23 protein-coding genes are annotated in these 23,087 nt (G+C 72.2%); 14 read left to right on the top strand and 9 right to left on the bottom strand.

What is annotated here, in order from left to right; translation table 11 throughout:
* Positions 1–173: 173 nt before the first annotated feature.
* The 9 genes from ASF20_RS21110 to ASF20_RS24310 all read left to right on the top strand — a co-directional run bounded on the left by ASF20_RS21110 (position 174) and on the right by ASF20_RS24310 (position 8,448).
* A complete protein-coding gene (locus ASF20_RS21110; protein ID WP_056214123.1) occupies positions 174–917 on the top strand; it encodes a sulfite exporter TauE/SafE family protein in 744 nt (247 codons plus the stop codon).
* Between the two features lie 226 nt (positions 918–1,143).
* Entirely contained in the window at positions 1,144–2,160 is a 1,017-nt protein-coding gene (locus ASF20_RS21105) for a 2-keto-3-deoxygluconate permease (RefSeq protein WP_056277699.1), read from the top strand.
* 1 nt (position 2,161) lies between these two features.
* Positions 2,162–3,463 (top strand): four-carbon acid sugar kinase family protein, encoded by a 1,302-nt coding sequence (locus ASF20_RS21100; protein WP_056277695.1) that lies wholly within the window; start codon positions 2,162–2,164, stop codon positions 3,461–3,463.
* Complete coding sequence (gene pdxA / locus ASF20_RS21095; protein WP_056214133.1) at positions 3,460–4,461, top strand: 4-hydroxythreonine-4-phosphate dehydrogenase PdxA; 1,002 nt, start codon at positions 3,460–3,462, stop codon at positions 4,459–4,461. Before ASF20_RS21100 ends, pdxA begins: the two co-directional genes overlap by 4 nt.
* A 107-nt stretch (positions 4,462–4,568) precedes the next feature.
* Entirely contained in the window at positions 4,569–5,342 is a 774-nt protein-coding gene (locus tag ASF20_RS21090) for a DeoR/GlpR family DNA-binding transcription regulator (RefSeq protein WP_056277691.1), read from the top strand.
* 193 nt (positions 5,343–5,535) lie between these two features.
* Positions 5,536–6,003 (top strand): hypothetical protein, encoded by a 468-nt coding sequence (locus ASF20_RS21085; protein ID WP_056214274.1) that lies wholly within the window; start codon positions 5,536–5,538, stop codon positions 6,001–6,003.
* A 385-nt stretch (positions 6,004–6,388) separates the two neighbouring features.
* Positions 6,389–7,687, top strand: a complete 1,299-nt coding sequence (gene oxlT / locus ASF20_RS21080) for an oxalate/formate MFS antiporter (protein ID WP_200917506.1) — start codon at positions 6,389–6,391, stop codon at positions 7,685–7,687.
* Between the two features lie 208 nt (positions 7,688–7,895).
* On the top strand, positions 7,896–8,093 hold the full coding sequence (locus ASF20_RS21075) for a hypothetical protein (RefSeq protein WP_056214138.1): 198 nt from the start codon (positions 7,896–7,898) through the stop codon (positions 8,091–8,093).
* Positions 8,094–8,280: 187 nt separating this feature from the next.
* On the top strand, positions 8,281–8,448 hold the full coding sequence (locus ASF20_RS24310) for a hypothetical protein (protein WP_156389587.1): 168 nt from the start codon (positions 8,281–8,283) through the stop codon (positions 8,446–8,448).
* Positions 8,449–8,529: 81 nt separating this feature from the next.
* On the opposite strand, the gene ASF20_RS21070 is transcribed toward ASF20_RS24310, so the two are convergent.
* The 4 genes from ASF20_RS21070 to ASF20_RS21055 form a co-directional block, all read right to left on the bottom strand.
* Positions 8,530–9,090: a hypothetical protein gene (locus tag ASF20_RS21070; RefSeq protein WP_056277688.1), complete on the bottom strand. Its 561-nt coding sequence runs from the start codon at positions 9,088–9,090 to the stop codon at positions 8,530–8,532.
* Positions 9,091–9,236: 146 nt separating this feature from the next.
* On the bottom strand, positions 9,237–9,965 hold the full coding sequence (gene pgl, locus ASF20_RS21065) for a 6-phosphogluconolactonase (protein ID WP_056277684.1): 729 nt from the start codon (positions 9,963–9,965) through the stop codon (positions 9,237–9,239).
* A 73-nt stretch (positions 9,966–10,038) separates the two neighbouring features.
* Complete coding sequence (gene gnd, locus ASF20_RS21060; protein WP_056214148.1) at positions 10,039–11,013, bottom strand: phosphogluconate dehydrogenase (NAD(+)-dependent, decarboxylating); 975 nt, start codon at positions 11,011–11,013, stop codon at positions 10,039–10,041.
* 168 nt (positions 11,014–11,181) lie between these two features.
* Positions 11,182–13,515 (bottom strand): NADP-dependent malic enzyme, encoded by a 2,334-nt coding sequence (locus ASF20_RS21055; RefSeq protein ID WP_056214152.1) that lies wholly within the window; start codon positions 13,513–13,515, stop codon positions 11,182–11,184.
* 390 nt (positions 13,516–13,905) lie between these two features.
* Here ASF20_RS21055 and ASF20_RS21050 point away from each other — a divergent pair, with 390 nt between their 5' ends.
* On the top strand, positions 13,906–14,160 hold the full coding sequence (locus ASF20_RS21050) for a DUF3297 family protein (RefSeq protein ID WP_056214155.1): 255 nt from the start codon (positions 13,906–13,908) through the stop codon (positions 14,158–14,160).
* A gap of 3 nt (positions 14,161–14,163) precedes the next feature.
* Here the strand turns inward: ASF20_RS21050 and ASF20_RS21045 are convergent, their stop codons facing one another.
* The 3 genes from ASF20_RS21045 to aspS all read right to left on the bottom strand — a co-directional run bounded on the left by ASF20_RS21045 (position 14,164) and on the right by aspS (position 16,880).
* On the bottom strand, positions 14,164–14,517 hold the full coding sequence (locus tag ASF20_RS21045; protein ID WP_156648153.1) for a hypothetical protein: 354 nt from the start codon (positions 14,515–14,517) through the stop codon (positions 14,164–14,166).
* 169 nt (positions 14,518–14,686) lie between these two features.
* Positions 14,687–14,995, bottom strand: a complete 309-nt coding sequence (locus ASF20_RS21040) for a hypothetical protein (protein ID WP_056277678.1) — start codon at positions 14,993–14,995, stop codon at positions 14,687–14,689.
* A gap of 70 nt (positions 14,996–15,065) precedes the next feature.
* Positions 15,066–16,880, bottom strand: coding sequence for an aspartate--tRNA ligase (aspS, locus tag ASF20_RS21035; protein WP_056277867.1), 1,815 nt, complete (start codon positions 16,878–16,880; stop codon positions 15,066–15,068).
* Between the two features lie 185 nt (positions 16,881–17,065).
* Between aspS and ASF20_RS21030 the strand changes: the two genes are divergently transcribed.
* The 4 genes from ASF20_RS21030 to ASF20_RS21015 all read left to right on the top strand — a co-directional run bounded on the left by ASF20_RS21030 (position 17,066) and on the right by ASF20_RS21015 (position 20,572).
* Positions 17,066–17,509, top strand: coding sequence for a hypothetical protein (locus ASF20_RS21030; protein WP_200927254.1), 444 nt, complete (start codon positions 17,066–17,068; stop codon positions 17,507–17,509).
* 79 nt (positions 17,510–17,588) lie between these two features.
* A complete protein-coding gene (rnd, locus tag ASF20_RS21025) occupies positions 17,589–18,740 on the top strand; it encodes a ribonuclease D (RefSeq protein WP_056277675.1) in 1,152 nt (383 codons plus the stop codon).
* A 64-nt stretch (positions 18,741–18,804) separates the two neighbouring features.
* On the top strand, positions 18,805–19,689 hold the full coding sequence (locus tag ASF20_RS21020) for a LysR family transcriptional regulator (protein WP_056277670.1): 885 nt from the start codon (positions 18,805–18,807) through the stop codon (positions 19,687–19,689).
* A gap of 142 nt (positions 19,690–19,831) precedes the next feature.
* A complete protein-coding gene (locus ASF20_RS21015; protein ID WP_348271556.1) occupies positions 19,832–20,572 on the top strand; it encodes an amino acid racemase in 741 nt (246 codons plus the stop codon).
* Positions 20,573–20,606: 34 nt separating this feature from the next.
* On the opposite strand, the gene ASF20_RS21010 is transcribed toward ASF20_RS21015, so the two are convergent.
* Together ASF20_RS21010 and erpA are read right to left on the bottom strand one after the other, a co-directional pair.
* Positions 20,607–22,454 carry a hypothetical protein gene (locus ASF20_RS21010; protein WP_056277663.1) on the bottom strand — a complete coding sequence of 616 codons (1,848 nt, stop codon included), beginning with the start codon at positions 22,452–22,454 and terminating at the stop codon, positions 20,607–20,609.
* Between the two features lie 136 nt (positions 22,455–22,590).
* Positions 22,591–22,917: an iron-sulfur cluster insertion protein ErpA gene (gene erpA, locus ASF20_RS21005; RefSeq protein ID WP_056214183.1), complete on the bottom strand. Its 327-nt coding sequence runs from the start codon at positions 22,915–22,917 to the stop codon at positions 22,591–22,593.
* Positions 22,918–23,087: the final 170 nt, after the last annotated feature.

Below are 23,087 nucleotides of genomic sequence, written 5' to 3'. Positions count from 1 at the left end.
GGGGATCCGGGCGGGGGGAACGAACTCCAGCGTATCGCCTCAGCCTCCGGAGCGCGCCGTCCAGGCAGGCACCAGCTTGATCCCGCGGTAATCTTATATAAGACATAAGTACTCGCGTCGTGCGGTCCGGCCGTCACGCACCCCGACGATTTCCCGGCAGACCGAGACGCAGCGTGAGCGAGACCCTCCAGATCGTCCTGTGCCTGAGCTGCGCCGGCCTCATCTCCGGCCTGACGGGCTTCGCCTTCGCCCTGGTGGCCTCCGGCACCCTGCTGTCGATCCGGGCGCCCGTCGAGGCGACGGCCCTGGTGCTGACCTGCAGCATCCTCTCGCAGGCCCTGTCGGTGATGCGGCTGCGGACCCTGCCGCCGCGGGCGACGGCCCTGGCGATGATCGGCCCCGGCCTCCTCGGGGCGCCGATCGGCATCTACCTCCTGAACGATCTCAACCCCGCTCTGATCAAGGTGCTGATCGGGGTCTTCCTGATCCTCTACAGCGCCGGCGTGGCGCTGCTGCGCAGCGACTTCCGGGTGTCGTTCGGCAATGCCTGGAGCGACGGCGCCGTGGGCTTCCTCGGCGGCATCCTCGGCGGCATCGCCGGGCTGTCGGGCGCGCTTCCCACCGCCTGGAGCCTGGTGCGCGGCTGGGACCCGCGCATGCAGCGGGCGGTCTACCAGAGCTTCACCCTGGTCCTGCAGGTCTGGTCCCTGGCGATCCTGGCCGTGCTCAACCCGTTCCCGCCCGAGCTCCTGGGCGACCTCGCCCTCGGCCTCCCCATCGTCCTCGTCAGCGTGCTGGCCGGACTGTCGCTGTTCGCGCAGATCGACCAGCGCCGGTTCCGCGCCCTCGTCCTGGCGCTGCTCGCCGCCATCGGCGTCACCACCACCGCCCTGGCGCTCCCCGGCCTGCTGTCCTGAGGCGCGCCCCCGACGGCGGAGATGGCGGGCCGCGAAGCGATTCGGCCTCGACGGGATGCGCCGCCAGGGCGCCCGCTCAAGATTGCGCGTATCACGCAAAATTGTTGACCTCATGCGCGTTATGCGCAGAATGAGCGAATCGTTGCGGTCGATTTCCGGTCGCGTGCGACGAAAAAAATCGTCAAAAGCGAAAAAATTGCGCGAAACGCGCACGGAGGAGACGCGCATGCAGATTCCGATCAAGCGGGCCATCGAGGCGGTGCCCGGCGGCATGATGGTGGTGCCGCTCCTGGCCGGCGCCCTGATCGCCACCTTCTTTCCCGGCACCCCGAAGTTGTTCGGCTCGTTCACGGGCGCGCTCTTCTCCGGCGCCCTGACGATCCTGGCGGTCTTCTACGTCTGCATGGGCGCCAGCATCGACTTCCGCGCGACGCCCTACATCATGAAGAAGGGCGGCACCCTGCTGGTCGTGAAGGTCGGCATCGCCATCCTGCTGGGGCTGGTCTTCGGGCAGGTCCTCGGCGAGGCGCCCGTCGCGGCCGGCATGTTCGCGGGCCTCTCCACCCTGGCGGTGGTCGCCGCCATGAACGACACCAACGGGGGCCTCTACATGGCCCTGATGGGCCAGTACGGCCGCCCCCGCGACGTCGGGGCCTACACGGTGATGTCCCTGGAGAGCGGGCCGTTCCTCACCATGGTGACCCTCGGCGTCGCCGGACTCTCGGCCTTTCCCTGGCAGACCCTGGTGGGCGCGATCCTGCCGCTCCTCGTCGGCATGATCATCGGCAACCTCGACCGGGAGATGCGCGCCTTCCTCAGCCGGGCGATCCCCGTGATGATCCCGTTCTTCGCCTTCGCCCTGGGGGCCGGCCTCGACCTGACCAAGGTCTGGCAGGCCGGCCTGCTCGGCCTCGCCATGGGCGTCGCCGTGGTGGTGGTCACCGGCATCCCGCTGTTCTTCGCCGACCGGCTCACGGGGGGGACCGGCGTCGCCGGGATCGCGGCGGCCTCGACGGCGGGCAACGCCGCCGCCGTGCCGGCGATCGTCGCCTCGGCCAACCCGGCCTATGCCGAGGCCGCCGGACCGGCGACGATCCTGGTGGCGGCCTGCGTCGTCGTGACGGCGATCCTGGTGCCGATCGCCACCGCCTGGGCGTCCCGGCACTTCGGCGGCGGCGAGGCCGAGGCCGAGACCGGGAGCCCGGAGGTCGCGGCCCCCGCGCAGCCCGTCGCCGGCCGCTGACATGACCGCCGCCGATTCGGCCCGCCGCTGGCTCATCCTCGCCGACGACCTGACGGGGGCGGCCGACTGCGCCATCGCCTTCGGGCGGCGCGGCCTCGACGCGGCGGTGACCTGGGGGGAGGCAGCGGGCATCGCCGACCGGGACCTCGCGGTGCTGGCCTACGACGCCGACAGCCGCGGCCTGTCCGGGGACGCGGCGGCGGCGCGGCACGCCGTCCTGCTGGCGCGCTGGTTCGCGCCGGACCGGGTCCTGTTCAAGAAGATCGATTCGACCCTCCGGGGCCAGCCCGCCGCCGAGACCGCCGCCACCCTGGCGGTCCTGGCGGCCCGGACCGGGTCCGCCTTCGGGATCTGCGCCCCGGCCTTCCCGGCCACCGGCCGGACCACCCTGGAGGGCCGGGTCCGGGTCGACGGCCGCCCCCTGGAGGCGGCGGAGGTCTGGCGGCGCGACCACACCTACGCGAGCGCCGACCTCCGGGCCATCCTCGCCGGCGCGGGGATCCGCAGCGAGACGGTGTCGCTCGCTACCGTGCGCGGGACCGGCCGCGGCGGCGACTTGGCCGCCGACTTGGTCGCCGACTTGGCCGCGGAGCTGGCCCGAATCGCCGCGACGGGGCCGGCCGTCGCGGTCTGCGATGCCGAGACCGAGGCCGACCTCGACCGGATCGCGGCGGCGGGCCTGTCCCTGGCGCCGGCCCCGTTCTTCATCGGCAGCGCGGGCCTCGCCCATGCGCTCGCCGCCCTCCCGACGGCACCGGCGATGCAGCCCCCGTCCCACGCGCCGAGCCGCTTCGGCAGCCTGATCGTGGTCGGCTCGCTGGCCGCCGCCAGCCGCGCGGCCGCCCGCCGGCTTGCCGGACGGGACGGCGTCACCCACCTGCCCGTGGACCCGGGGACGCTGCTCGTCGACGGCCCGGCCCGGGCCGCCTTCGCCGGCCGCGTCGCCGCCATCCTCGAGGCCGGGGGCGACGCCCTGGTGGAGATCACCACCGCGGGCGAGCCCGACATGGCCCTCGGACCGCGCCTGGCCCGGGGCCTCGCCGAAGCCCTCGACCCGGTGGCCTGCCGGATCGGTGCCGTGGCGGCCACCGGCGGCGAGACCGCCGCGGCGCTGCTGGCGCGCTTCGGCGTCGACGGCATCCGCCTCGTCGACGAGATCGAGCCGGGGGTCTCCCTCGGCCTGACCCTGGGGCGCCTCGCCGTGCCGGTCGCCACCAAGGCCGGCGCCTTCGGCGACGCCGACTCCCTCATCCGCATTCGCGAGCGCCTGCGCGCCGCCCGACTCGAAGGACGCTTCTCATGACCCGCCCCACGCTCGCGATCACCATGGGCGACCCCGCCGGCATCGGGCCGGAGATCATCATGAAGGCTCTGGGGCATGCCGACGTCCAGGCGACGTGCCGGCCCCTGGTCATCGGCGACGCCGAGCGCCTGCGGCAGGCCGGCCGGATCGTCGGCTCCGGCCTGACGGTCGATGCCCTGTCGGCGGCCGGGGAGGCGGATTTCGACGGCGGCGCTGTGCAGTGCCTCGACCTCAAGGTCGTGCCCGCCGACCTGCCGTTCGGGCAGGTCTCGCCGGTCGCCGGCGAGGCGGCCTACCGCTACATCGAGAAGGCCGTGGCGGTGGTCCAGGCCGGGCAGGCCCAGGGCATCTGCACGGCGCCCCTGTCCAAGGAGGCGCTCCACGCCGCCGGCCACAGGTTCCCCGGCCACACCGAGCTCCTCGCCCACCTCACCGGCACGCCGGAGGTCTCGATGATGCTGGTCTCACCCAAGCTGCGGGTGATCCACGTCACCACCCATATCGGCCTCATCGACGCCATCGCGAAGATCGAGCCCGGCCTCGTCGAGCGCGTCATCGCCCGCGGCCACGCCGTCCTGGTGAAGGCGGGCCTCGCCGATCCGAAGATCGGCGTCTGCGCCATCAATCCCCATGCGGGCGAGAACGGCCTGTTCGGGCGGGGCGAGGAGGCGGAGAAGATCGCCCCGGCCATCGCGGCCTGCCGGGCGAAGGGCTGGGACGTGCGCGGACCGCTGCCCGCCGACACGCTGTTCTTCCTCGCCGGGCGCGGCGACTACGACATGGTGGTGGCCATGTACCACGATCAGGGCCACGGCCCGATCAAGGTCCTGGGACTCGAGGCGGGGGTGAACATCACCGTGGGCCTGCCGGTGATCCGCACCTCCGTCGACCACGGCACGGCCTTCGACATCGCCGGCACGGGGATCGCGGACGAGCGCAGCCTGATCGAGGCCCTGCGCCAGGCCGTCGACCTCGCGCCGAAATCGATCGCCGCCTGAGCCCGCGTGGGTCCTGTCGCGCCGCCGCCGATCCGGGCGAAACGCCCTGGCCAGCGGCCGCGACCTCGGCCATGACGAGGGATCGAAGCCGGGAGAGCCACGAACCCATGTCGATGCGCAGCCAGGAGCGTCGGGCGTTGCTGCTGGAGGCGCTGAGCGTCGGCGAGATCGACGTCGACGACGTGGCGGCCCGCCTGAAGGTCTCCGCCTCCACGGTCCGCCGCGACCTCCAGCACCTCTCCACCACCCGGGCCGTGCGCCGGACCTATGGCGGGGCGATCCTGACGCGCCACCCGCCCGAGACCACCCTGACCGAGCGGCTCGCCGTGAACGGCGCGGAGAAGCGGGCGATCGCCCGCGCCGCCCTCGACCTCGTGGCGGACGGGGACACGCTGATCCTCGACGCCGGCTCGACGGTGGCGGCCTTCGGCCAGCTCCTGGCCAAGCGGCGGCTGCGGATCATCACCAACAACCTCGCGCTGCTGCCCTTCCTGGCCGAGGCGCCGGACCTCGACCTCGTCGTCCTCGGGGGGGCGCTCCGGGCCACCAGCATGAGCACCGTCGGCCCCCTCGCCATCGAGGCCCTGCGCCTGATGACGGCGGACCGGGCGATCGTCAGCGCCGACGGCGTCGTGGCCGGGCGCGGCCTGTGCGAGGCGAGCCTCGACCAGGTCGCCCTCAAGTCCCTCATGATGCGCCAGGCGCGCGAGGTGATCGTGCTGGCCAATGCGGGCAAGCTCGGCCGGGCCGAGCAGACCGCGTGGGCGCCGCTTCCGCGCGACTGGACCCTGGTGACGGATTCGCCGGAGCCGCGCGAGGAGCTGCGGCGCCTGGCCGAGGCCGGCGCCCGGATCCACGTGGCGCCCGACCGGGACGGCTGATCCGGGCTCCGCTCGATCGAAGCGGTGCCCGGATCGGCAAGCCGGCGCGGCGCGTGCGCGAAGCCCACATCCGCCATCCCGAAGGGATCCGCCGGATTGGGTAGTAGGCGCGCGCCGGCTACCGCCGCGCCGTCCGTCCGGGCTAGGATCGGTCGATCCTGAGCCGGGGGCCGGACGCGTGACGCGACGCCTGATGAAGTTCCTCCACACGATGGGGTCGACCGGCCTTCTGGGCGCGATGGCGGCCCTCGTCGTCATGCTCGGCGCGGCGCCGCCGCCGAGCGCCCTCGACGGCTACGCCGCGGCACGGGCCGCCATGGGGGCGGTCGCCACCTGGATCGTCCTGCCGAGCCTGGCGCTGACCCTGGTCTCCGGGCTGCTGGCCATGACCCTGAACCGCGGCTTCCTCAACGCGGGCTGGGCCTGGCTGAAGCTCGCCACCGGGGTGCTGATGTTCGAGGGCGTGCTCGTCTACGTGCAGGGGCCGATGCGCCAGGAGGCGGAGCAGAGCGCCCTGGCGCTGGCGGGACGGGTCGATCCCGCCACCCTGGCGGCCAGCCTCGGGCCGGAGCGCGGGACGCTCTGGGTGTTGCTGGCGGTGGCCACGGCGAACGTCGTCCTGGGCATCTGGCGGCCGCGGCTCCTGCGCCTGCCCCGCTAGGGATCCGCGGCCGGACCGCGCGGTCTCCCGCCTCTTCCGAAGGCTTTCCCGGGAAAAGCCGCCGTTACGACAGGCACAGGACAGCATTGTGCCCCGCCGCCAGCGATGATCCGGCGGCCAGCCGCGTCCTAATCAGGAACGGATTCCGCACAACCTCGGTCAGAGGCGATAAACGCGCCCAGCGGCCCGTTTAATCCCGAAAAATCCCGCCCCGTCGTAGAATTATTCTGCTTGCACCGATCCGTGGCATACCAAATAATGCAGGTGTGCTGCCCGACAAATGAACCATAGGATTCGCCTCAGGCGTGCGGGCCGCAATCGAGCATTCCAATCGGGATCTTCAACACAACGCATCCCGTCCCAAGCAGAACGAGGAAACGAGCTCATGGCGATGACTGCTGCCGCGCCCCCCGCAACGAAACCATCCGTCAATCGATGGTTGCAACTGATTCTCGGCGTGGCCTGCATGGTCGCCGCTGCCAATATACAATATGCCTGGACACTCTTCGTCCCCGAGATCCAGAAGACCTTCGGCTGGGATCGCGCGGCGATCCAGGTCGCGTTCACGATCTTCGTCGTGGTCCAGACCTGGCTGACCCCGATCGAGGGCTACTTCATCGACAAGTACGGCCCGAGCCGCGTGGTGATGTTCGGCGGCCTGATGACGGGACTGGCCTGGGTCATCAACTCCTACGCCACCTCGCTCACCGGCTTCTATGCCGGCTCGGTGGCGGGCGGCATCGGCGTCGGCTGCGTCTACGCCACCTGCATCAACAACGCCCTGAAGTGGTTCCCGGACAAGCGCGGCCTCGCGGTCGGCCTGACGGCGGGCGGCTACGGCGCGGGCTCGGCCCTGACGATCATCCCGATCGCCAACATGATTTCGCAGGGCAGCTACGCCCAGGCCTTCTTCATCTTCGGGCTGATCCAGGGCGGCATCATCATGCTGGCGGCCATCGGCCTGCGCGCACCGTCCAAGGGCGAGGTCACCTTCTCCACCAAGGTGCTGCAGACCCGGCGCGACTACACCCTGCGCGAGGCCCTGCGCACGCCGGTGTTCTGGGTGATGCTGCTGATGTTCACCTGCACGGTCACGGGCGGCCTGATGGCGGTGGCCCAGCTCGGCGTCATCGCGCAGGATCTCGGCGTCAAGGAATTCCAGGTCAACCTGTACTTCTTCGCCATGGCCGCGCTGCCCTTCGCGCTGATGCTCGACCGGATCATGAACGGCATCTCGCGTCCGCTCTTCGGCTACGTCTCCGACCGGATCGGGCGCGAGAAGACGATGTTCATCGCCTTCACCATGGAGGGGATCGGCATCGTCGCGCTGGGCTACTTCGGCACCAACCCGTGGGCCTTCGTCATCCTCTCGGGCATCGTGTTCCTGGCCTGGGGCGAGGTCTACTCCCTGTTCAGCGCCACCGCTGCCGACACCTTCGGCTCCAAGCACATCGGCAAGATCTACGGCGTGCTCTATTGCGCCAAGGGCTTCGCCGCGCTGTTCGTGCCGGTGGGCAACCTGCTGATGCAGGCGACCGGGACGTGGGCGACGGTGCTATACACCGTGGCGGTGATGGACCTCGTCGCGGCCTTCCTCGCCATCGCCGTGCTGCGGCCGATGCTGAAGCGCCACCACGCCGCGCAAGGCGTGGCCCAGCCGGCCGGCGCCCTGGCGCACGCCTGACCCGCCCGCGCCCCGGCCCCCCCGGGCCGGGGCATCCCCGGGCGTCCCGCCGCGCCCGGCCCGACGCGACGTCCCCCTCTCGAGCCGGGCCCGGAGCCCGGCTCGAAGCCGTCCGCCCCCGGGCGATCCCGAGCGGTGTCGGGCGGGCCCCCACCGGGCAACATTCCGGGCAAGGTTTCGAGCAAAGGTTCCGAGCAAAGGTTCCGCGATGGTCCTCTCCGTCCTCCTCGCCCTGGTGAGCATTCCCTTCGCGATCGTCGTGCTGCAGACGGCGGACTTCAATCGCGACGTGTTCGCCGTGCTGTACGTCTCCTCCCTCGGCCTCGTCCTGTCGGCCATCCTGCTGGTCGGCGGCTACTACCTGCTGCCGCTGCCGCCGATCGTCCCCGAGCCGCTGCACCGATGATCGCGGGCTCGGGGCCGCGGAAGCGACCGGCCTCGTCCGAGCGATCGTCCCGACCTTCGCGGCCCCACCGTCGCTTGCCGGCCGTCGAGGCCGGCCCCGGTTGCATGACCGCCTTGCGGTATGTGGCATACCAAATCCCGTTGTGCGGTGCGACAATCCTCCGTCGCACCGCAACCGGGATACTTCGATGCTCTCTCTGTTCGTTCTCGGCCTGGCCGCCGTCGCCATCGGCCCGATGCTGGCCCTGCTGGTGGACGAGGAGGCCTCCGGACCGGCGGCCGCCGACACGGGCTCCGCCGGCATGTTCGTCGCGCTCAACGACAATGCCCTGTCGACGGCCCGGCGCGCGGCCTGAGCGAGGCTCGCTCCCGACGTTTCGACCCGCCCGACGCCCGTCGCGGCGGGTTTTGTCATGCGCCGGCCTGGGCGGACGGCGTCAGGGCGTTCTGGGAGGCTTGGCCGCGGCGGCGCGGGCCGGCCGCGCCGGCCTGGCTTCCGGCGCCGTCGGATCCTCGATCGTGAGGGCCCCGCTCGGGTCGTCGAGCACCGGGATCCGGTCGAGGCTGAGGGCCGAGCGCGCCCCGTCCCCACGCCCCGAGGTCGGCGGCGGGGCGGCGGGGTCCGGGCCGCGCGCGTCGCGGCTCGGCCCGGCGTCGACCCCGGCTCCCACCGTCGCGGCCGGCCCCCTGGCGGGCGCGAGAGGGGGCGCGGGCTCGGCCACGGCCCGGGCGACCGGCTCGGCGGCCCAGACCCGGGCGGCGGCGGGCGCCTCGTCCAGGGCCGGGGAGGGCGCCTTCACGGTGAGAACCAGCAGGATGGGCAGGCCGAGGCCGGCCACCAGGGCGAGGCCCGCGATGGCGCCGGAGCGCATGCCGCGCAGGATCGGATGCGGCGCGGCCTCGGAGATCGAGCGCAGCGGTCCGATGCGGTGCCGGGCGGTGCGGCGCCACCGCCGGGGACGGGCGGGGCGGCGGGACAGGCCTGCGGAAGACTCCACGCCCAAGACTCCCCGCCCATGACACAGCGTTGCGAAACCGGGCCAGTCCGGCAATTCGAAAGTGTTCGCCTACCGATACCGACAAATCAACATCTTTTGTCAGTGAAGCGTCGGCCGGGACCGACGCATCTCTGATGTCGCGCAGATCAGGCGCCTGCCGCCTCCTGGTCGACCAGCCAGACCAGGCGGCCAACACTGCGCAGGTGCCGGACGGGCAGGTCCTCGCCGCGGGCGAGTCGGCGCAGGGGTTCCTGCTTCCCCGCTCCCGTCACGAGGACCAGGGTCTCCCGGGCCGAGGCGAGGGCCGGGAAGGTGAGGGTGATGCGCGGCACGAAGGGGGCGAGCCCCGCCTCCGGCACCGGCGCCGTCCAGGCCTGCCGCTCGGCCAGGGCCGGCTTGGCCGGAAACAGCGAGGCCGTGTGCCCGTCCTCGCCGAGGCCGAGGAGGACGAGGTCGAACAGGGGCCGGGCGGGATCGAGGACGGCGGCGCCGTAGAACGCCCGCAGGGTCTCGGCATAGGCGCGCGCCCCGGACTCCGGGGTTCCGCCCGTGTCCATCCCGTGCAGGTGGCCCTCCGGGATCGGCGCGTCGCCGAAGGCCTCGCGCGCCATGCGGACATTGCTCGCCGCATCCGTCCACGGCACCATCCGGTCGTCGCCGAAGAACCAGTGCAGGCGTTCCCAGGGCAGCTGCGCCCGGTAGTCCGGGCCGCTCAGCCGGGCGTAGAGGCGCTTGGGCGTGGAGCCGCCGGAGAGGCAGACTGCGATGGCCGGACGCGGCGCCGAGCCGCACAGGGCCACGAGGCGGGCGGCGGCGGCCTCCGCCACCGCGTCGGCATCGGGCAGGATCTCGGCGGCCTCGGGCAGGGGGATCATCGGCGCGGAACCTCGATGGGGGCGGGACGGGTCCGGGGGCGGCCCCCCGGACGCGCGGGCGACCGCCGCGGGGTTATTTCGGCTCCTGGTGGCCGCCGAAGCCCTTGCGCATGGCCGAGAGCAGCTTGTCGGCGTAGCTCGCCTCCTCGCGGGAGCGGAAGCGCGCGTAGAGGGCGGCCGAGAGCACGTTGGCCGGCACGGATTCCTCGATGGCGGCGTTCAGGGTCCAGCGGCCCTCGCCGGAATCGGCGACGAAGCCGGAGAAGTCCTCCAGGTGCTCGTCCCGGGCCAGGGCCCCGGCGGTGAGGTCGAGGAGCCAGGACGAGACGACGCTGCCGCGGCGCCAGACCTCGGCGATGTCGCCGATGTTCAGCCGGAAGCGCTGGGCCTCGGGCAGGTCCTCGGAATCGGCGTGCCGGAGGATGTCGAAGCCCTCGGCATAGGCCTGCATCAGGCCGTACTCGATGCCGTTGTGGACCATCTTGACGAAGTGGCCGGCCCCGCTCGGACCCGCATGGATGTAGCCGGCCTCCGCGCGGGGATCGCGGCCCTCGCGCCCCGGGGTCTTCGGGATGGTGCCGAGGCCGGGCGCCAGGGTCCGGAAGATCGGGTCGAGGCGCTCCAGGGCGGCCGTGTCGCCGCCGATCATCATGCAGTAGCCGCGCTCCAGGCCCCAGACGCCGCCGGAGGTGCCGACGTCGACGTAGTGGATGCCAGCGCCCTTCAGCGTGGCGGCGCGGCGGATGTCGTCCTTGTAGAAGGAATTGCCGCCGTCGATGATGACGTCGTCCGGGGCCATCAGGCCCCCGAGACTCGTCACCGTGGCCTCGGTGATGGCGCCCGCCGGGAGCATCACCCAGGCGGCCCGGGGCACGGAGAGCCTGGCGACGAAGTCCTCGAGGCTGTCCGCCCCCGTGGCGCCCTCCGCCACCAGGGCGGCGACCGCCTCCGGGTTCTGGTCGAAGACCACCGCCTGGTGCCCGTCCCGCAGGAGCCGGCGGACGATGTTGCCGCCCATCCGGCCGAGGCCGATCATGCCGAGTTGCATCCCGTGTCTCCCGTGCCCGCGACGGCGCGCCGGATTCGCGCCCGGCCGTCGCACGCTCCCTCGTGCGAAGGGCTAGCGCATTTGGCCTGCCAGGGCGAGGCGGCGGACCGGCCGCCGCCCCTGCGTCCGGCGCGCGGGTCTCGCCCTTGCCGGACGCCGTCGCCGCCCTCAGGCGGAGGTCGGCCCGACGCCGGGCTCGGCCAGCACCGGGCTGGCGCCGACCTCGGCCGCCTGCGCCTCGACCACGGCGGCGGCCGTGACGTTGACGATGCCGCGGGCGGTCACCGAGGGCGACAGGATGTGGGCGGGCTTGGCCGGGCCGATGAGCAGGGGCCCGACGGGCAGGGCGTCGGCCAGCACCTTGGCGAACTGGAAGGCAATGTTGGCCGCATCCAGGTTCGGCAGGATCAGCACGTTGGCCGCGCCCTTCAGGCGCGAGGCCGGCATCACCCGGTCGCGAATCAGCTCCGACAGGGCGGAATCGGCCTGCATCTCCCCGTCGACCTCGAGGTCGGAGCGGCGCTCGCGGATCAGGCCCAGGGCGGTGCGCATCTTCACCGCCGAACGCGAATCCGACTGGCCGAAATCCGAGTGGCTCAGCAGCGCGATCTTCGGGGTCAGGCCGAAACGGCTGACATGCTCGGCGCATGCCACGGCGACGTCGGCGATCTCCTCCGCGCTGGGATCCGGCCGCACATGGGTGTCGGCGAGGAAGTAGGCGCCCTCCTTGGTGACGATCAGGCTCATGGCGGCGAAATCGAGCACGCCGGGCGCGAGGCCGATCACGTCGCGGATCACCCGCAGGCGGGTCTCGAAGCGGCCCTCGAGGCCGCAGATCAGCGCGTCCGCCTCGCCGCGGCGCACCGCGATGGCGCCGATCACCGTGTTGTTGGTGCGCACCAGGGTGCGGGCGGCGTCGGGCGTGATGCCGCGCCGGCCGGCGGCCTCCAGGTAGGTGGCGACGTAGTCGCGGTAGCGCGGATCGTCCTCGGGATCGATGAGGTCGAAATCGACGCCCTGCTTGAGGGAGAGGCCGAAGCGCTTGATCCGGGTCTCGATCACCCGGGGCCGGCCGACGAGGATCGGCCGCGCGACCTTGTCCTCGCAGATCGCCTGGGCGGCGCGCAGCACGCGCTCGTCCTCGCCCTCGGTGTAGATGACCCGCTTGGGGTTCTCCTTCGCCTTGGAGAAGATCGGCTTCATGATGAAGCCCGAGCGGTGGACGAAGCGGTCGAGGCTGTCGGTATAGGCCTGGATGTTCTCGAGCGGCCGCCCGGCGACGCCCGAATCCATCGCGGCCTGGGCCACGGCCGGGGCGATGCGCAGGATCAGGCGGGGGTCGAACGGGCTCGGGATCAGCGAGCGCGGGCCGAAGGGCCGGGCCTCGCCGCCATAGGCGCGGGCGACCACGTCGGAGGGCGTCTCGCGGGCGAGCGCGGCGATCGCCTTCACGGCGGCCTGCTTCATCTCCTCGTTGATCGAGGTGGCGCCGACGTCGAGGGCGCCCCGAAAGATGTAGGGGAAGCACAGGACGTTGTTGACCTGGTTGGGGAAGTCCGAGCGCCCGGTGCAGATCATCGCGTCGGGGCGCTTCTCCTGCGCCAGGTCCGGCATGATCTCGGGGTAGGGGTTGGCCAGCGCCATGATCAGCGGCTTGTCGGCCATCGTTTCCAGGTATTCGGGCTTCAGGACGCCGCCGGCCGAGAGGCCGATGAACACGTCGGCGCCGGGGATCACCTCGGCCAGGGTCCGGGCCTGCGTCTCCTGGGCGTAGACGTCCTTCCAGCGGTCCATCAGCTCGGGCCGGCCCTTGTAGACCACGCCCTTGATGTCGGTGACGGTGATGTTCTCGACGCGGGCGCCCAGCGACACCAGCAGGTTGAGGCAGGCGAGCGCCGCCGCACCCGCGCCCGAGGTGACGATGCGGACGTCGGAGAGCTGCTTGCCGGCGAGCTCCAGGCCGTTGAGGACGGCGGCCGCCACGATGATCGCGGTGCCGTGCTGGTCGTCGTGGAAGACCGGGATGTTCATCCGGGCCCGGCACTGCTCCTCGACCTCGAAGCACTCCGGCGCCTTGATGTCCTCGAGGTTGATGCCGCCGAAGGTCGGCTCCAGGGCGCAGACCACGTCGACGAGCTTGGCCACGTCGTGCTGGGCGACCTCGATGTCGAACACGTCGATGCCGGCGAACTTCTTGAACAGGACGGCCTTGCCCTCCATCACGGGCTTCGAGGCGAGCGGCCCGATGTCGCCGAGGCCGAGCACGGCCGTGCCGTTGGTGAGCACCGCGACGAGGTTCTGCCGGATGGTGAGGGTGGCGGCCTCCTGCGGATCCTCGTGGATCGCCATGCAGGCGGCGGCGACGCCGGGCGAGTAGGCCAGCGCCAGGTCGCGCTGGTTGCCCAGCGGCTTGGTCGCCTGGATCTCCAGTTTCCCGGGCCGCGGCAGTCGGTGATAGACGAGCGCTCCCGACTTGAGATCGTCGGACATATTGTCGCCCATGGTCGTCCTCCTGAGGATTGCGCGCTGCCCCGGCGTCGGAGCGCGTCTCCCATCATCGGCGGGATCTTCGCTGGGGGCTCCTGTTGCACCGGCTGCCGGATGGGCGCAACCCGCGCGCGGAGACCCCGAATCGACCGTGCCCGCCCGCTCTTCGGGCCGGTTTTCCCTTCGGCACAAACTCCTACGGCGGGGCATTCCTGTCGCGGCCGGACCGCGGCCCGACGCTGACGATCGGCGGATTTTGTTCCATCGCGACGGGGATTGCGTTCCTGGCCGCCCCCGCGACGCGCGCTCCGGACGGCCCGGCGTTGCGGCCTCGCGCCGAATCCCGTACCCGCTAGCGCTCGCCGTCCCCACCGCACGACGTGAAACGATCCAAGGCCCGCGACGATGTCCGACACGCCCCCCGACCGCCTCGCTGTGAATCCCAACAGCCCGTACTACGACGAGAAGATGCTCGAGCGCGGCATCGGCATCCGCTTCAAGGGCGTCGAGAAGACCAATGTCGAGGAATACTGCGTCAGCGAAGGCTGGGTCCGCCTCTCGGCCGGCAAGACCCTGGACCGGGCCGGCAACCCGATGACGGTGAAGCTCAAGGGCCCCGTGGAGCCCTACTTTCGCGATGACGCGCCGGCCGAAGCCTGAGGCTCAGGCCGACGCCGCCTCCAGGGGGAACGGCGTCGGCGCCCCGTAGGGCGCGATCCTGGTGCCGCGGCTGTTGTCCGCCTCCCAGCCGTGCAGGAATTTCGCAAGCGCGGCCCGGTCGCCGGCGCGCAGCGGTTCGGCGACGCTCAGGACCATCCGGCGGCGTCGCCGGAACCCGTCAATGTCGGGGGACCGGTCTTCGCGAAGCTCCGGCTCCAGGGTTTCGCAGAGCGCCCCCGCCGCATCCAGGAGGCTCGTCAGAAGATCGGCCCCCGGCAGGAAGGTCCGCACCATCCTCCCGTGCGGGGTACGGATGTCCTCGTGGGAACCGCGGTCGATCGGGACGCGCAGGGCCACGTGGCGAACCGGACGAAGCCGGAGACAGTCAGATCCGATCTGAATCAGGTCGTCGTATCGCACCGTCAGCGGTCCGCTCGTCCGATCTCGCCGCTGCAGGGACCATACATCCTCAAGTTGCATTCTTTCGCGCTTGGGGAAGTCGGGAATCGCGCCTCCGGCGTCCCGATCAGGCCGGACCCGCCCGCTCCCGCTTCGCCCGCTCGCCGTTGAAATTCCGCACCGCCACGGCGACCGCCTCCGCCAGAGCCGCCTCGGAGGTCGGGTCGCGCAGGACGAGGCTGGTGATGGCGTCGGGGTGGTTCTTGCGCTGCTTCGGCGTGCGGGCGTGGTTCGAGACCCGCAGGGCGAAGGCACAGGCCGCGGGCTTGAGATAGACGCTGTCGCTCCGGGTGTTGCGGGCCACCACCGCGAAGCCCTGCGCCGCGAGGATCGCGACGGCGTGGGCCAGGGCCTCGGCGGGCCGGAGGACGGTCATGCGCGCGACGTCCCGTGAGCCCACGGTCTCGGGCCGCTCCCCCTGCGGGGACGGCCCGAAGACGGCCGCCTCAGGCGCCCTTCTCGGGCAGGTTGAGGCGGATGTGGAGCTCGCGCAGCTGCTTCGGCGTGGCCTCGGCCGGGGCGCCCATCATCAGGTCCTCGGCGCGCTGGTTCATGGGGAACAGCACGACCTCGCGCAGGTTCTGCTCGCCGCAGAGCAGCATGACGATGCGGTCGATGCCCGGCGCGATGCCGCCGTGCGGGGGGGCGCCGAGCTTCAGGGCGTTGAGCATGCCGCCGAACTTCTCCTCCAGCACCTCGACGCCGTAGCCGGCGATGCCGAAGGCCTTCTCCATCACGTCGGGGCGATGGTTGCGGATCGCGCCCGAGGACAGCTCGGTGCCGTTGCAGACGATGTCGTACTGGAACGCCTTGATGTTCAGGATCGTCTCGGCATCCGCCGGGTCGAGGGCCAGGAACGCCTCCCGGTCGAAGTTCGGCATCGAGAACGGGTTGTGCGAGAAGTCGATCCGCTTCTCGTCCTCGTTCCACTCGTACATCGGGAAGTCGGTGATCCAGCAGAACGCGTACTGGTCCTTGTCGGACAGGCCGAGCTCGTCGCCGATGCGGATGCGGGCCTTGCCGGCGAGCGCCGCCGCCTTGGCCTCGGTGCCGGCCGAGAAAAACACCGCGTCCCCGGCCTTGGTCCCGGTCTTCTCCGCGATCAGGGCCTGGACTTCGGCGGGGATGAACTTGGCGATCGGGCCCTTGCCGGTGAGCGTGCCGTTGTCGTCCTCGAAGATGATGTAGCCGAGGCCCGGCGCGCCCTCGGCGCGGGCGAAGTCGTTGAGCTTGTCGAAGAACGAGCGCGGCTGGGTCGCCGCCCCCGTGGCCGGGATGGCCCGGACCACGCCGCCGGAGGCGATCACGCCCTTGAAGGCCTTGAACGCCACGTCCTCGCGGGCGAACGCGGCCGTCACGTCGGCGATGATCAGCGGGTTGCGCAGGTCCGGCTTGTCGACGCCGTATTTCAGCATCGCCTCGGCATAGGGGATGCGCGGGAAGGTGCCGGTGACGCGCTTGCCCTCGGCGAATTCCTCGAAGACCGAGCGCAGTACCGGCTCCACCGCCTGGAACACGTCCTCCTGCGTGACGAAGCTCATCTCGATGTCGAGCTGGTAGAACTCGCCCGGCGAGCGGTCGGCGCGGGCATCCTCGTCGCGGAAGCAGGGCGCGATCTGGAAGTAGCGGTCGAAGCCCGCGATCATCGTCAGCTGCTTGAACTGCTGCGGGGCCTGCGGCAGCGCGTAGAACTTGCCCGGGTGGACGCGGGACGGGACGAGGTAGTCGCGCGCGCCCTCCGGCGAGGAGGCGGTGAGGATCGGCGTCTGGAACTCGAAGAAGCCGCCGTCCCGCATGCGTCGGCGCAGGCTGTCGATGATCGCGCCGCGCTTCATGATGTTGGCGTGCAGCTTCTCGCGCCGCAGGTCGAGGAAGCGGTACTTGAGCCGCGTCTCCTCCGGGTAGTCGAGGTCGCCGAAAACCGGCATCGGCAATTCGCCCGCGGGGCCGAGCACCTCGAGGTCGTCGATGTAGACCTCCAGCGTGCCGGTGGGCAGGTCCGGGTTCTCGGTGCCGGCGGGGCGGGTGCGGACCCGGCCGTCGATGCGGATGACCCATTCCGAGCGCGCCGCGTTGGCGGCCTGGAAGGCCTTCGAATCCGAATCCACCACGCACTGGGTCAGGCCGTAATGGTCGCGCAGGTCGATGAACAGCACGCCCCCATGGTCGCGGATGCGGTGGCACCAGCCGGAGAGGCGGACGCTCTCGCCGACGTCGGACGGCCGGAGCGCCCCGCAGGTATGGGTCCGGTAACGGTGCATGACGGGCTGCTGCATAACGGGCTGACGGATCACGGGCTTTGGGGATTGAGCGGCGCACCATTCACGCGGGGGAGGTGAAGTCAAGGCGACGGCGATGCGCGGGTGAGGCCCGAAGACCGCCGAAACCCGGCGGATCCAGGCCCGGAACCCTTCCGGAATCGCCCGGCAATTCCCATATCAGGCTTATGAATTCAAACGCTCTTTTCGACATTCTGCGTCAGGCGGGAGCGATTCACGAGGCCGCGACCGCCGCGCCCGCGACGGGCGAGCGGCAGGAGGGCCGGTGGCGCGTCCTGCCCCTCGAGGGCACCTTCGAGATCGTCTACGAGGATTCGCGCGGGGCTTGGAGCACCCGGCGGGTCGAGGCGCGCGAGCTGAAGCTCGGGCCGGGCCGGACGCTCTTGGGCGGCATCGACCGGGGGCGGGGCGGCTACCGGGGATTTCGCGCCGACCGCATCCGCCGGCTCGTCGATCCGGCGAGCACCACGCGGCTCGAGGCCGGCATTCTCGACTGGCTCCTGGCCCGGGCCGAGGCACAGCGCCGGGAGCGCGCGGCCCAGATCCGGGCGCTGGCGGCCCGGCGCCGCCCGGTGAAGACGCGCGCCGGGCCGCGCGAGGTCGCCGCCTAGGGGTATTCGCGGCTTCGAATTCTGGTGACCGGGTCCGGCGTCCCTCGCCTGGGGCGAGAACCTTCGGTATAGCCGATTCATGGATCTGATCGCCACCACTGCGGCCCTGGCCGAGGCCTGCACCCGCCTGTCCGCCCATCCCTTCGTGACCGTCGACACGGAGTTCATGCGCGAGACGACCTACTATCCGAAGCTCTGCCTCATCCAGATGGCGGCGCCCGACGGCACGGGCGTGCTCGTCGACCCCCTCTCCCCCGACATCGACCTGGCGCCGTTCTTCGCCCTGATGGCCGACGAGGGCGTGGTGAAGGTGTTCCACTCCGCCCGCCAGGACCTGGAGATCATCTGGCTCCTCGGGGGCCTGCTGCCGCAGCCGTTCTTCGACACCCAGGTCGCCGCCATGGTCTGCGGCTACGGCGACTCGGTCTCCTACGAGCAGCTGGTCAACGACGTGGCCAAGGCCAAGATCGACAAGTCCTCGCGCTTCACCGACTGGTCGCGCCGGCCGCTCTCGGACGCCCAGCTCAGCTACGCCCTCTCCGACGTGACGCACCTCGTGAAGGTCTACGAGGTGCTGGCGGGCCAGCTCCTCTCCACCGATCGCGGCGAGTGGCTCGACGAGGAGATGAGCGTGCTCACCTCGCCGGAGACCTACCGGGCCGATCCGGCCTCCGCCTGGCGCCGCCTGGCGGGGCGGATGCGCAAGCCCCGCGAGATCGCCGTGCTGATGGAGGTCGCCGCCTGGCGCGAGCGCGAGGCCCAGAGCCGCAACGTGCCGCGCGGGCGCATCCTCAAGGACGAGGCGGTGATCGACGTGGCGACCTCGGCGCCCCGCAGCGTCGAGGCGCTGGGGCGCCTGCGATCCATTCCCGCCGGCTTCGAGCGCTCGCGCACCGGCACCGACATCCTGGCGGCGGTGGAGCGGGGCTTCGCACGCGACCTCTCGGACATCGCCCCGCCCGAGCGCACCCGCAGCCGGGGCGGCAACGGGGCGCTGGTCGAGCTGCTCAAGGTCCTGCTGAAGGCCGTGTGCGAGACCGAGGGCGTCGCCCCGAAGATCATCGCCACGGTGGACGACCTCGAGGCCATCGCGGAGGACGACGCGGCCGACGTGGCCGTGCTGCACGGCTGGCGCCGGGCGCTGTTCGGCGAGAAGGCCCTGGCCCTCAAGAGCGGCCGCCTCGCCCTCTCGGCCGAGCGCGGCCGGGTGGTGGTGCGCGACCTGGCGTGAGTCCGTCCGGCGCGAGTCTTTCGGGCGCGACGCGCCGCGGCGGAGGCCCGGTCGGGCGGCCGTCGTGGAGCTGAAGTGGCTGGAGGATTTCCTCAGCCTTGCCCAGACCCGCAGCTTCTCCCGCTCGGCGGAAGCCCGCCACGTCACCCAGTCGGCCTTCAGCCGGCGCATCCGGGCCCTCGAACTCTGGCTCGGGGTGGCCCTGGTCGACCGCAGCACCTACCCCACCACCCTGACCCCGGAGGGCCGCCGCTTCCGCGACACCGCCGAGGAGAGCGTGCGGGTGCTCCTCGGCGCCCGGGCGGACCTGCGCGCCGGCCTCGACTCCCCCGAGCCCCTGGTGCGGATCGCCGGGCTGCACACCCTGGCCCTGACGTTCTTTCCCGCCTGGTTCCGGACCCTCGCCGCGCGCACCGGACCGGTGGCGACGCGGCTCCTGCCGGACGACTTCCACGACTGCCTCCAGGCCCTGGTGGAGGGCGGCGCGGACTTCCTCCTGACCTTCCACCATCCGGGCGTGCCGATCCCCCTCGACCCGGCGCTCTACCCCCACCGGGTCGTCGGCGCCGACGCGCTGGTTCCGGTGCGGAGCCCGGACCTCGCCGCCGGGGCGGAGGGCCGGCCGGTGCCGCGCCTCGACTACGGACGGGATTCCTTCCTCGGCCGCGTCAGCGCGCTCGCGCAGGCCGAGCTCGGCCTGCCGCCGGGGCCGGTGGTCCACGCCAACCCCATGGCCGAGGCCCTGAAATGCATGGCCCTCGAGGGACACGGCCTCGCCTTCGTGCCGCGCAGCCTCGTCACCCGGGAACTCGCCGAGGGCCGCCTCGTCGCCGCCGGGCCGGCGGTGCCCCTGGAGATCCGCCTCTACCGCAACGGCGCCCCGGCCCACGGCCCCCGGGCACGCGCCGCCGTGGCGGCGATCTGGGCGGCGGCGTCCGAACCCGCCTGACGCTCGGGGCAGGTTCGTCCGAACCCGCGTGACGTTCGGGGCGGGTTAGTCCGAACCCGCATGGGCCGTTCCGACACGGCATTGGCCCCCGCGCCGGTCTTCGCGCATCCCGTCCGCGGGACGCGCGACGGGGATCGGGACGATGGCGGGGAGCGAAGGGCCGGACGTGCCATTGCTGGGCGTGCCATTGCTGGGCGTCCTGGGCGGGATGGGGCCGATGGCGACGGTGGATTTCCTGCGGAAGCTCGTGGAGGCGACGCCGGCCGCCCGCGACCAGGACCATCTCGCCGTGATGGTGGCCCAGGCCGCCGACATTCCCGACCGGACCCGGGCCATCCTGGGGGAGGGGCCCGACCCGCTGCCGGCGATGACCCTGGCCCTGCGCCGCCTCGAGGCCGCCGGCGCCACCCGCCTCGCGATCCCCTGCAACACCGCCCATCACTGGCACGGCGCGCTCCAGGCGCTGACCCCCGTCCCGATCCTGCACATCGTCGATGCGGTGGCGGCGGGGCTCGCCCGCCGGGGCCTCGCGGGCGGGCCGGTGGGGCTGCTCGCCACCGACGGCACCCTCCGGTCCGGGCTCTATCCCCGGCACCTCGGCCGCCACGGCTTCACCTGCCGCGTGCCCGCGGACCAGGCGGCGGTGATGCGGGCGGTCCGCCTCGTCAAGGCGGGGCAGGGGGCGCAGGCCCGGCCCCTGCTGGAGACCGCGGCCGCGGGGCTGGTGGCGGAGGGGTGCCGGCAGGTGGTGATGGCCTGCACCGAGATCCCCCTCGCCCTGGCCGATCCGGCCGGTCCGGCGAGCGCGGTCCTGCTCGACGCCACCGACGCCCTGGCGCGGGCCTGCGTGGCGGCGGCCGCGCCGGCCCGCCGGGCGGCGTGATCCGTCCGGCCGGCTCGGCCCTCCGTCGTCTGCCTCAGTTTGCCTTGGCGTTGACCTCGAGGCGGTCGAACAGGGCGGCCGGGGTCGGGGCAGCGCTGAACTCCAGCATGCCGATGCCGGCGGCGTTCTTCGGCCGCAGGCTGACCGAGAGGGTGCCGGGCTTGGTCACGAACTGGCCCATCGCGGCGCCGATCGCCTTGGCGCCCGCCGAGTTGCCGAGGATCGCGGGCACGCCGAACACGCTCGCGGTGACGTATTCCTGCTTCAGCTCTTCGGGCTTGAGGCTGAGGACCTTCGACTGCGCGGCGATGAAGCGGTCGAACAGGCCGGTGTTCTCGATGGTCAGGTCGAGGGCCTTGGCGGTGGCCGACAGCATGGCGAAGCTCGACACCGCCATGTCCGGGTTGAAGACCTCCGGGCCGATGCCGCCGATCATGCCGTTGAGGCGCAGGCTGCCCATGTCCTTGCCGGAGACCGAGACCTCGCCGAGCTTGAGCTCGCGGGCGGCCTCGTCCCAGGAGGTGTCGGCCACCAGGGCGAGGTCGAGGTCGCTGTAGCCGTAGAGGCCGAGGGAGCCGAGGCCCGGCACCCCCGCCACCGCGGAGGCCGGCAGGGTGAGGCCCGACAGGCTCAGGCGCCCGGCCGTCGGCACCCCGTCCCGCGGGGGCGCGAAGTTCATCGAGCCGTCGCGCAGGCCCACATGGGTCGGGGCGGGCGGCGCCCGGTCGGCCAAGGCCTTGTCGGCCAAGGCCCTGTCGGCAGGGTCGCGGGGCGCCTTCGCCTCGGGCGGCAGGTCGAGGCTGAGATCCTTCAGGGCCAGGGTGCCGAGGGCCGGCGTCAGCAGGCGCAGCTCGCCGTCCGAGGGCGGCGTGGTCAGGGTGGCGAGCTTGCGCAGGGCCGCGACCGTCGGGCCGAGGGAGAAGCCGTCGAGGGAGAGCCGGGCGAGGCGCGCCTTGGCCCCGTCGATGCCCGCGAAGCGGATGTCCTCCAGGAGGAGGCCGGCGCCGGTCAGCCCGAGGCGGGCGATGCCGAGGCTGAAGGCGTCCCGGGGCTTGGCCTCCTGGATGCTGAGGCCGGTGGCCTCCAGGGAACCGACGGAGACCGCCTCGGCGAGGTCGGCCCCGAGGCTCATCAGCCGCGTGCGCTCGGGCGGCGCGAGCCGCTCGTAGTCGACGGCCGTGAAGGCCTGGAGCGCCCCCGTCCAGGTCGCCGGGATCTGGCGGCCGCTGAGGTCGCGCCCCTCGATCCGGGCGATCTTCACGGCGGTGCCCCGGGCATCCACGTAGGCGACGTCGTCGACCGCGAAGGTGGCGTAGATCCGCTGCAGGGCGCTCTTGCCGTCGCCCGGCTCGCCGTAGAGGCGGGCGAGGACGGTCAGGTCGAGATCGGTCGCCCGCATCCGGCCGTAGGTGCCGGTACCCTTCTGGGGGCCACCCTCCAGGAGGATCGAGGCCCCGGCGGCGGTGAGCTCGGCGGCGCGCCCGGCGCGGACGTCGCGGGCCACCACGTCGCGATAGGTGACCACCGGCGTCGCCCCGGCGGTGCCGGTGCGCTCCACCCGCAATTCGGGCATCGCCAGGCTCGCGGCGTCGAGGCGCACGAGGCGGGCGGCCCAGGATTCGCCGGGGCCGGGCTTGAGCAGGGCGGTGAGTTCGTCCTTCGAGAGGCGGGTGCCGCTGGCGGTGAGGCGCGGGGCCTTCAGCACCGTGTCGCCGAAGGTCAGGGTGACGTCCTGCAGGGTGACGTCCTGGACCGCCGAGGCGGCCTCCTGGGCCCGCGCCGCGCCGGGCTGCACGGCGCTCCCCGCGCCGAGGAGGACGAGGACGCAGGCCGAGGCACCGGTCGCCCACGCGAGGAGGGGGCGGCCTTTCGAGCAGGTCATGGGCTTATCCGGATCGCTGGCGAAGAGGCGCTTTCAGGGGAAAGGCCCGGAGGCGTCGGGGAGAGGGCCCATCCGTGCCGCAGTTTCACGCGGGAGGCAATCGCGGGGGCGGGCCCCCGCGGGGGCCGCGCCGCATTCACAGCGAGAACGAGGTTCCGCAGCCACAGGAGGCGGTGGCCTGGGGGTTCTCGATCTTGAAGGATTGCCCGATCAGGTCGTTCACGAAATCGATGGTCGAACCGCTCATGTATTCCAGCGACATCGGGTCGACCAGGACGGTGGCGCCGTCGCGCTCGATCGCGACGTCGTCGGCGGCCCGCGCCTGCTCGATGTCGAAGGCGTAGGAGAAGCCCGAGCAGCCGCCGCCGTTCACGCTGATCCGCAGGGAGGCGCCGGGCGGCTCGGCGCCCATGATCTCGTTGATGCGCTTGGCGGCGCGGGGCGTCAAGGTGATGTCGGCCATCGGGGTATTCTCGCGGGGTGCTCTCGAGATCCGCCGGCCGTCCCGGCCGATCGTGGACCGTGGCGGCGTTGGAACAACTGCTAGGGAACACAAGATATGCCTGGGACCCTAATGCTGCAACGCGTCGGGGGACCGGGCCGAGGCGGGCGGACCAGGATCGGTCGATGAAT

Source organism: Methylobacterium sp. Leaf88 (genome assembly GCF_001422795.1).
Lineage (GTDB): Bacteria > Pseudomonadota > Alphaproteobacteria > Rhizobiales > Beijerinckiaceae > Methylobacterium.
The sequence above is the reverse complement of the archived record's forward strand: the minus strand, read 5'-3'. Positions and strand labels throughout refer to the sequence as shown.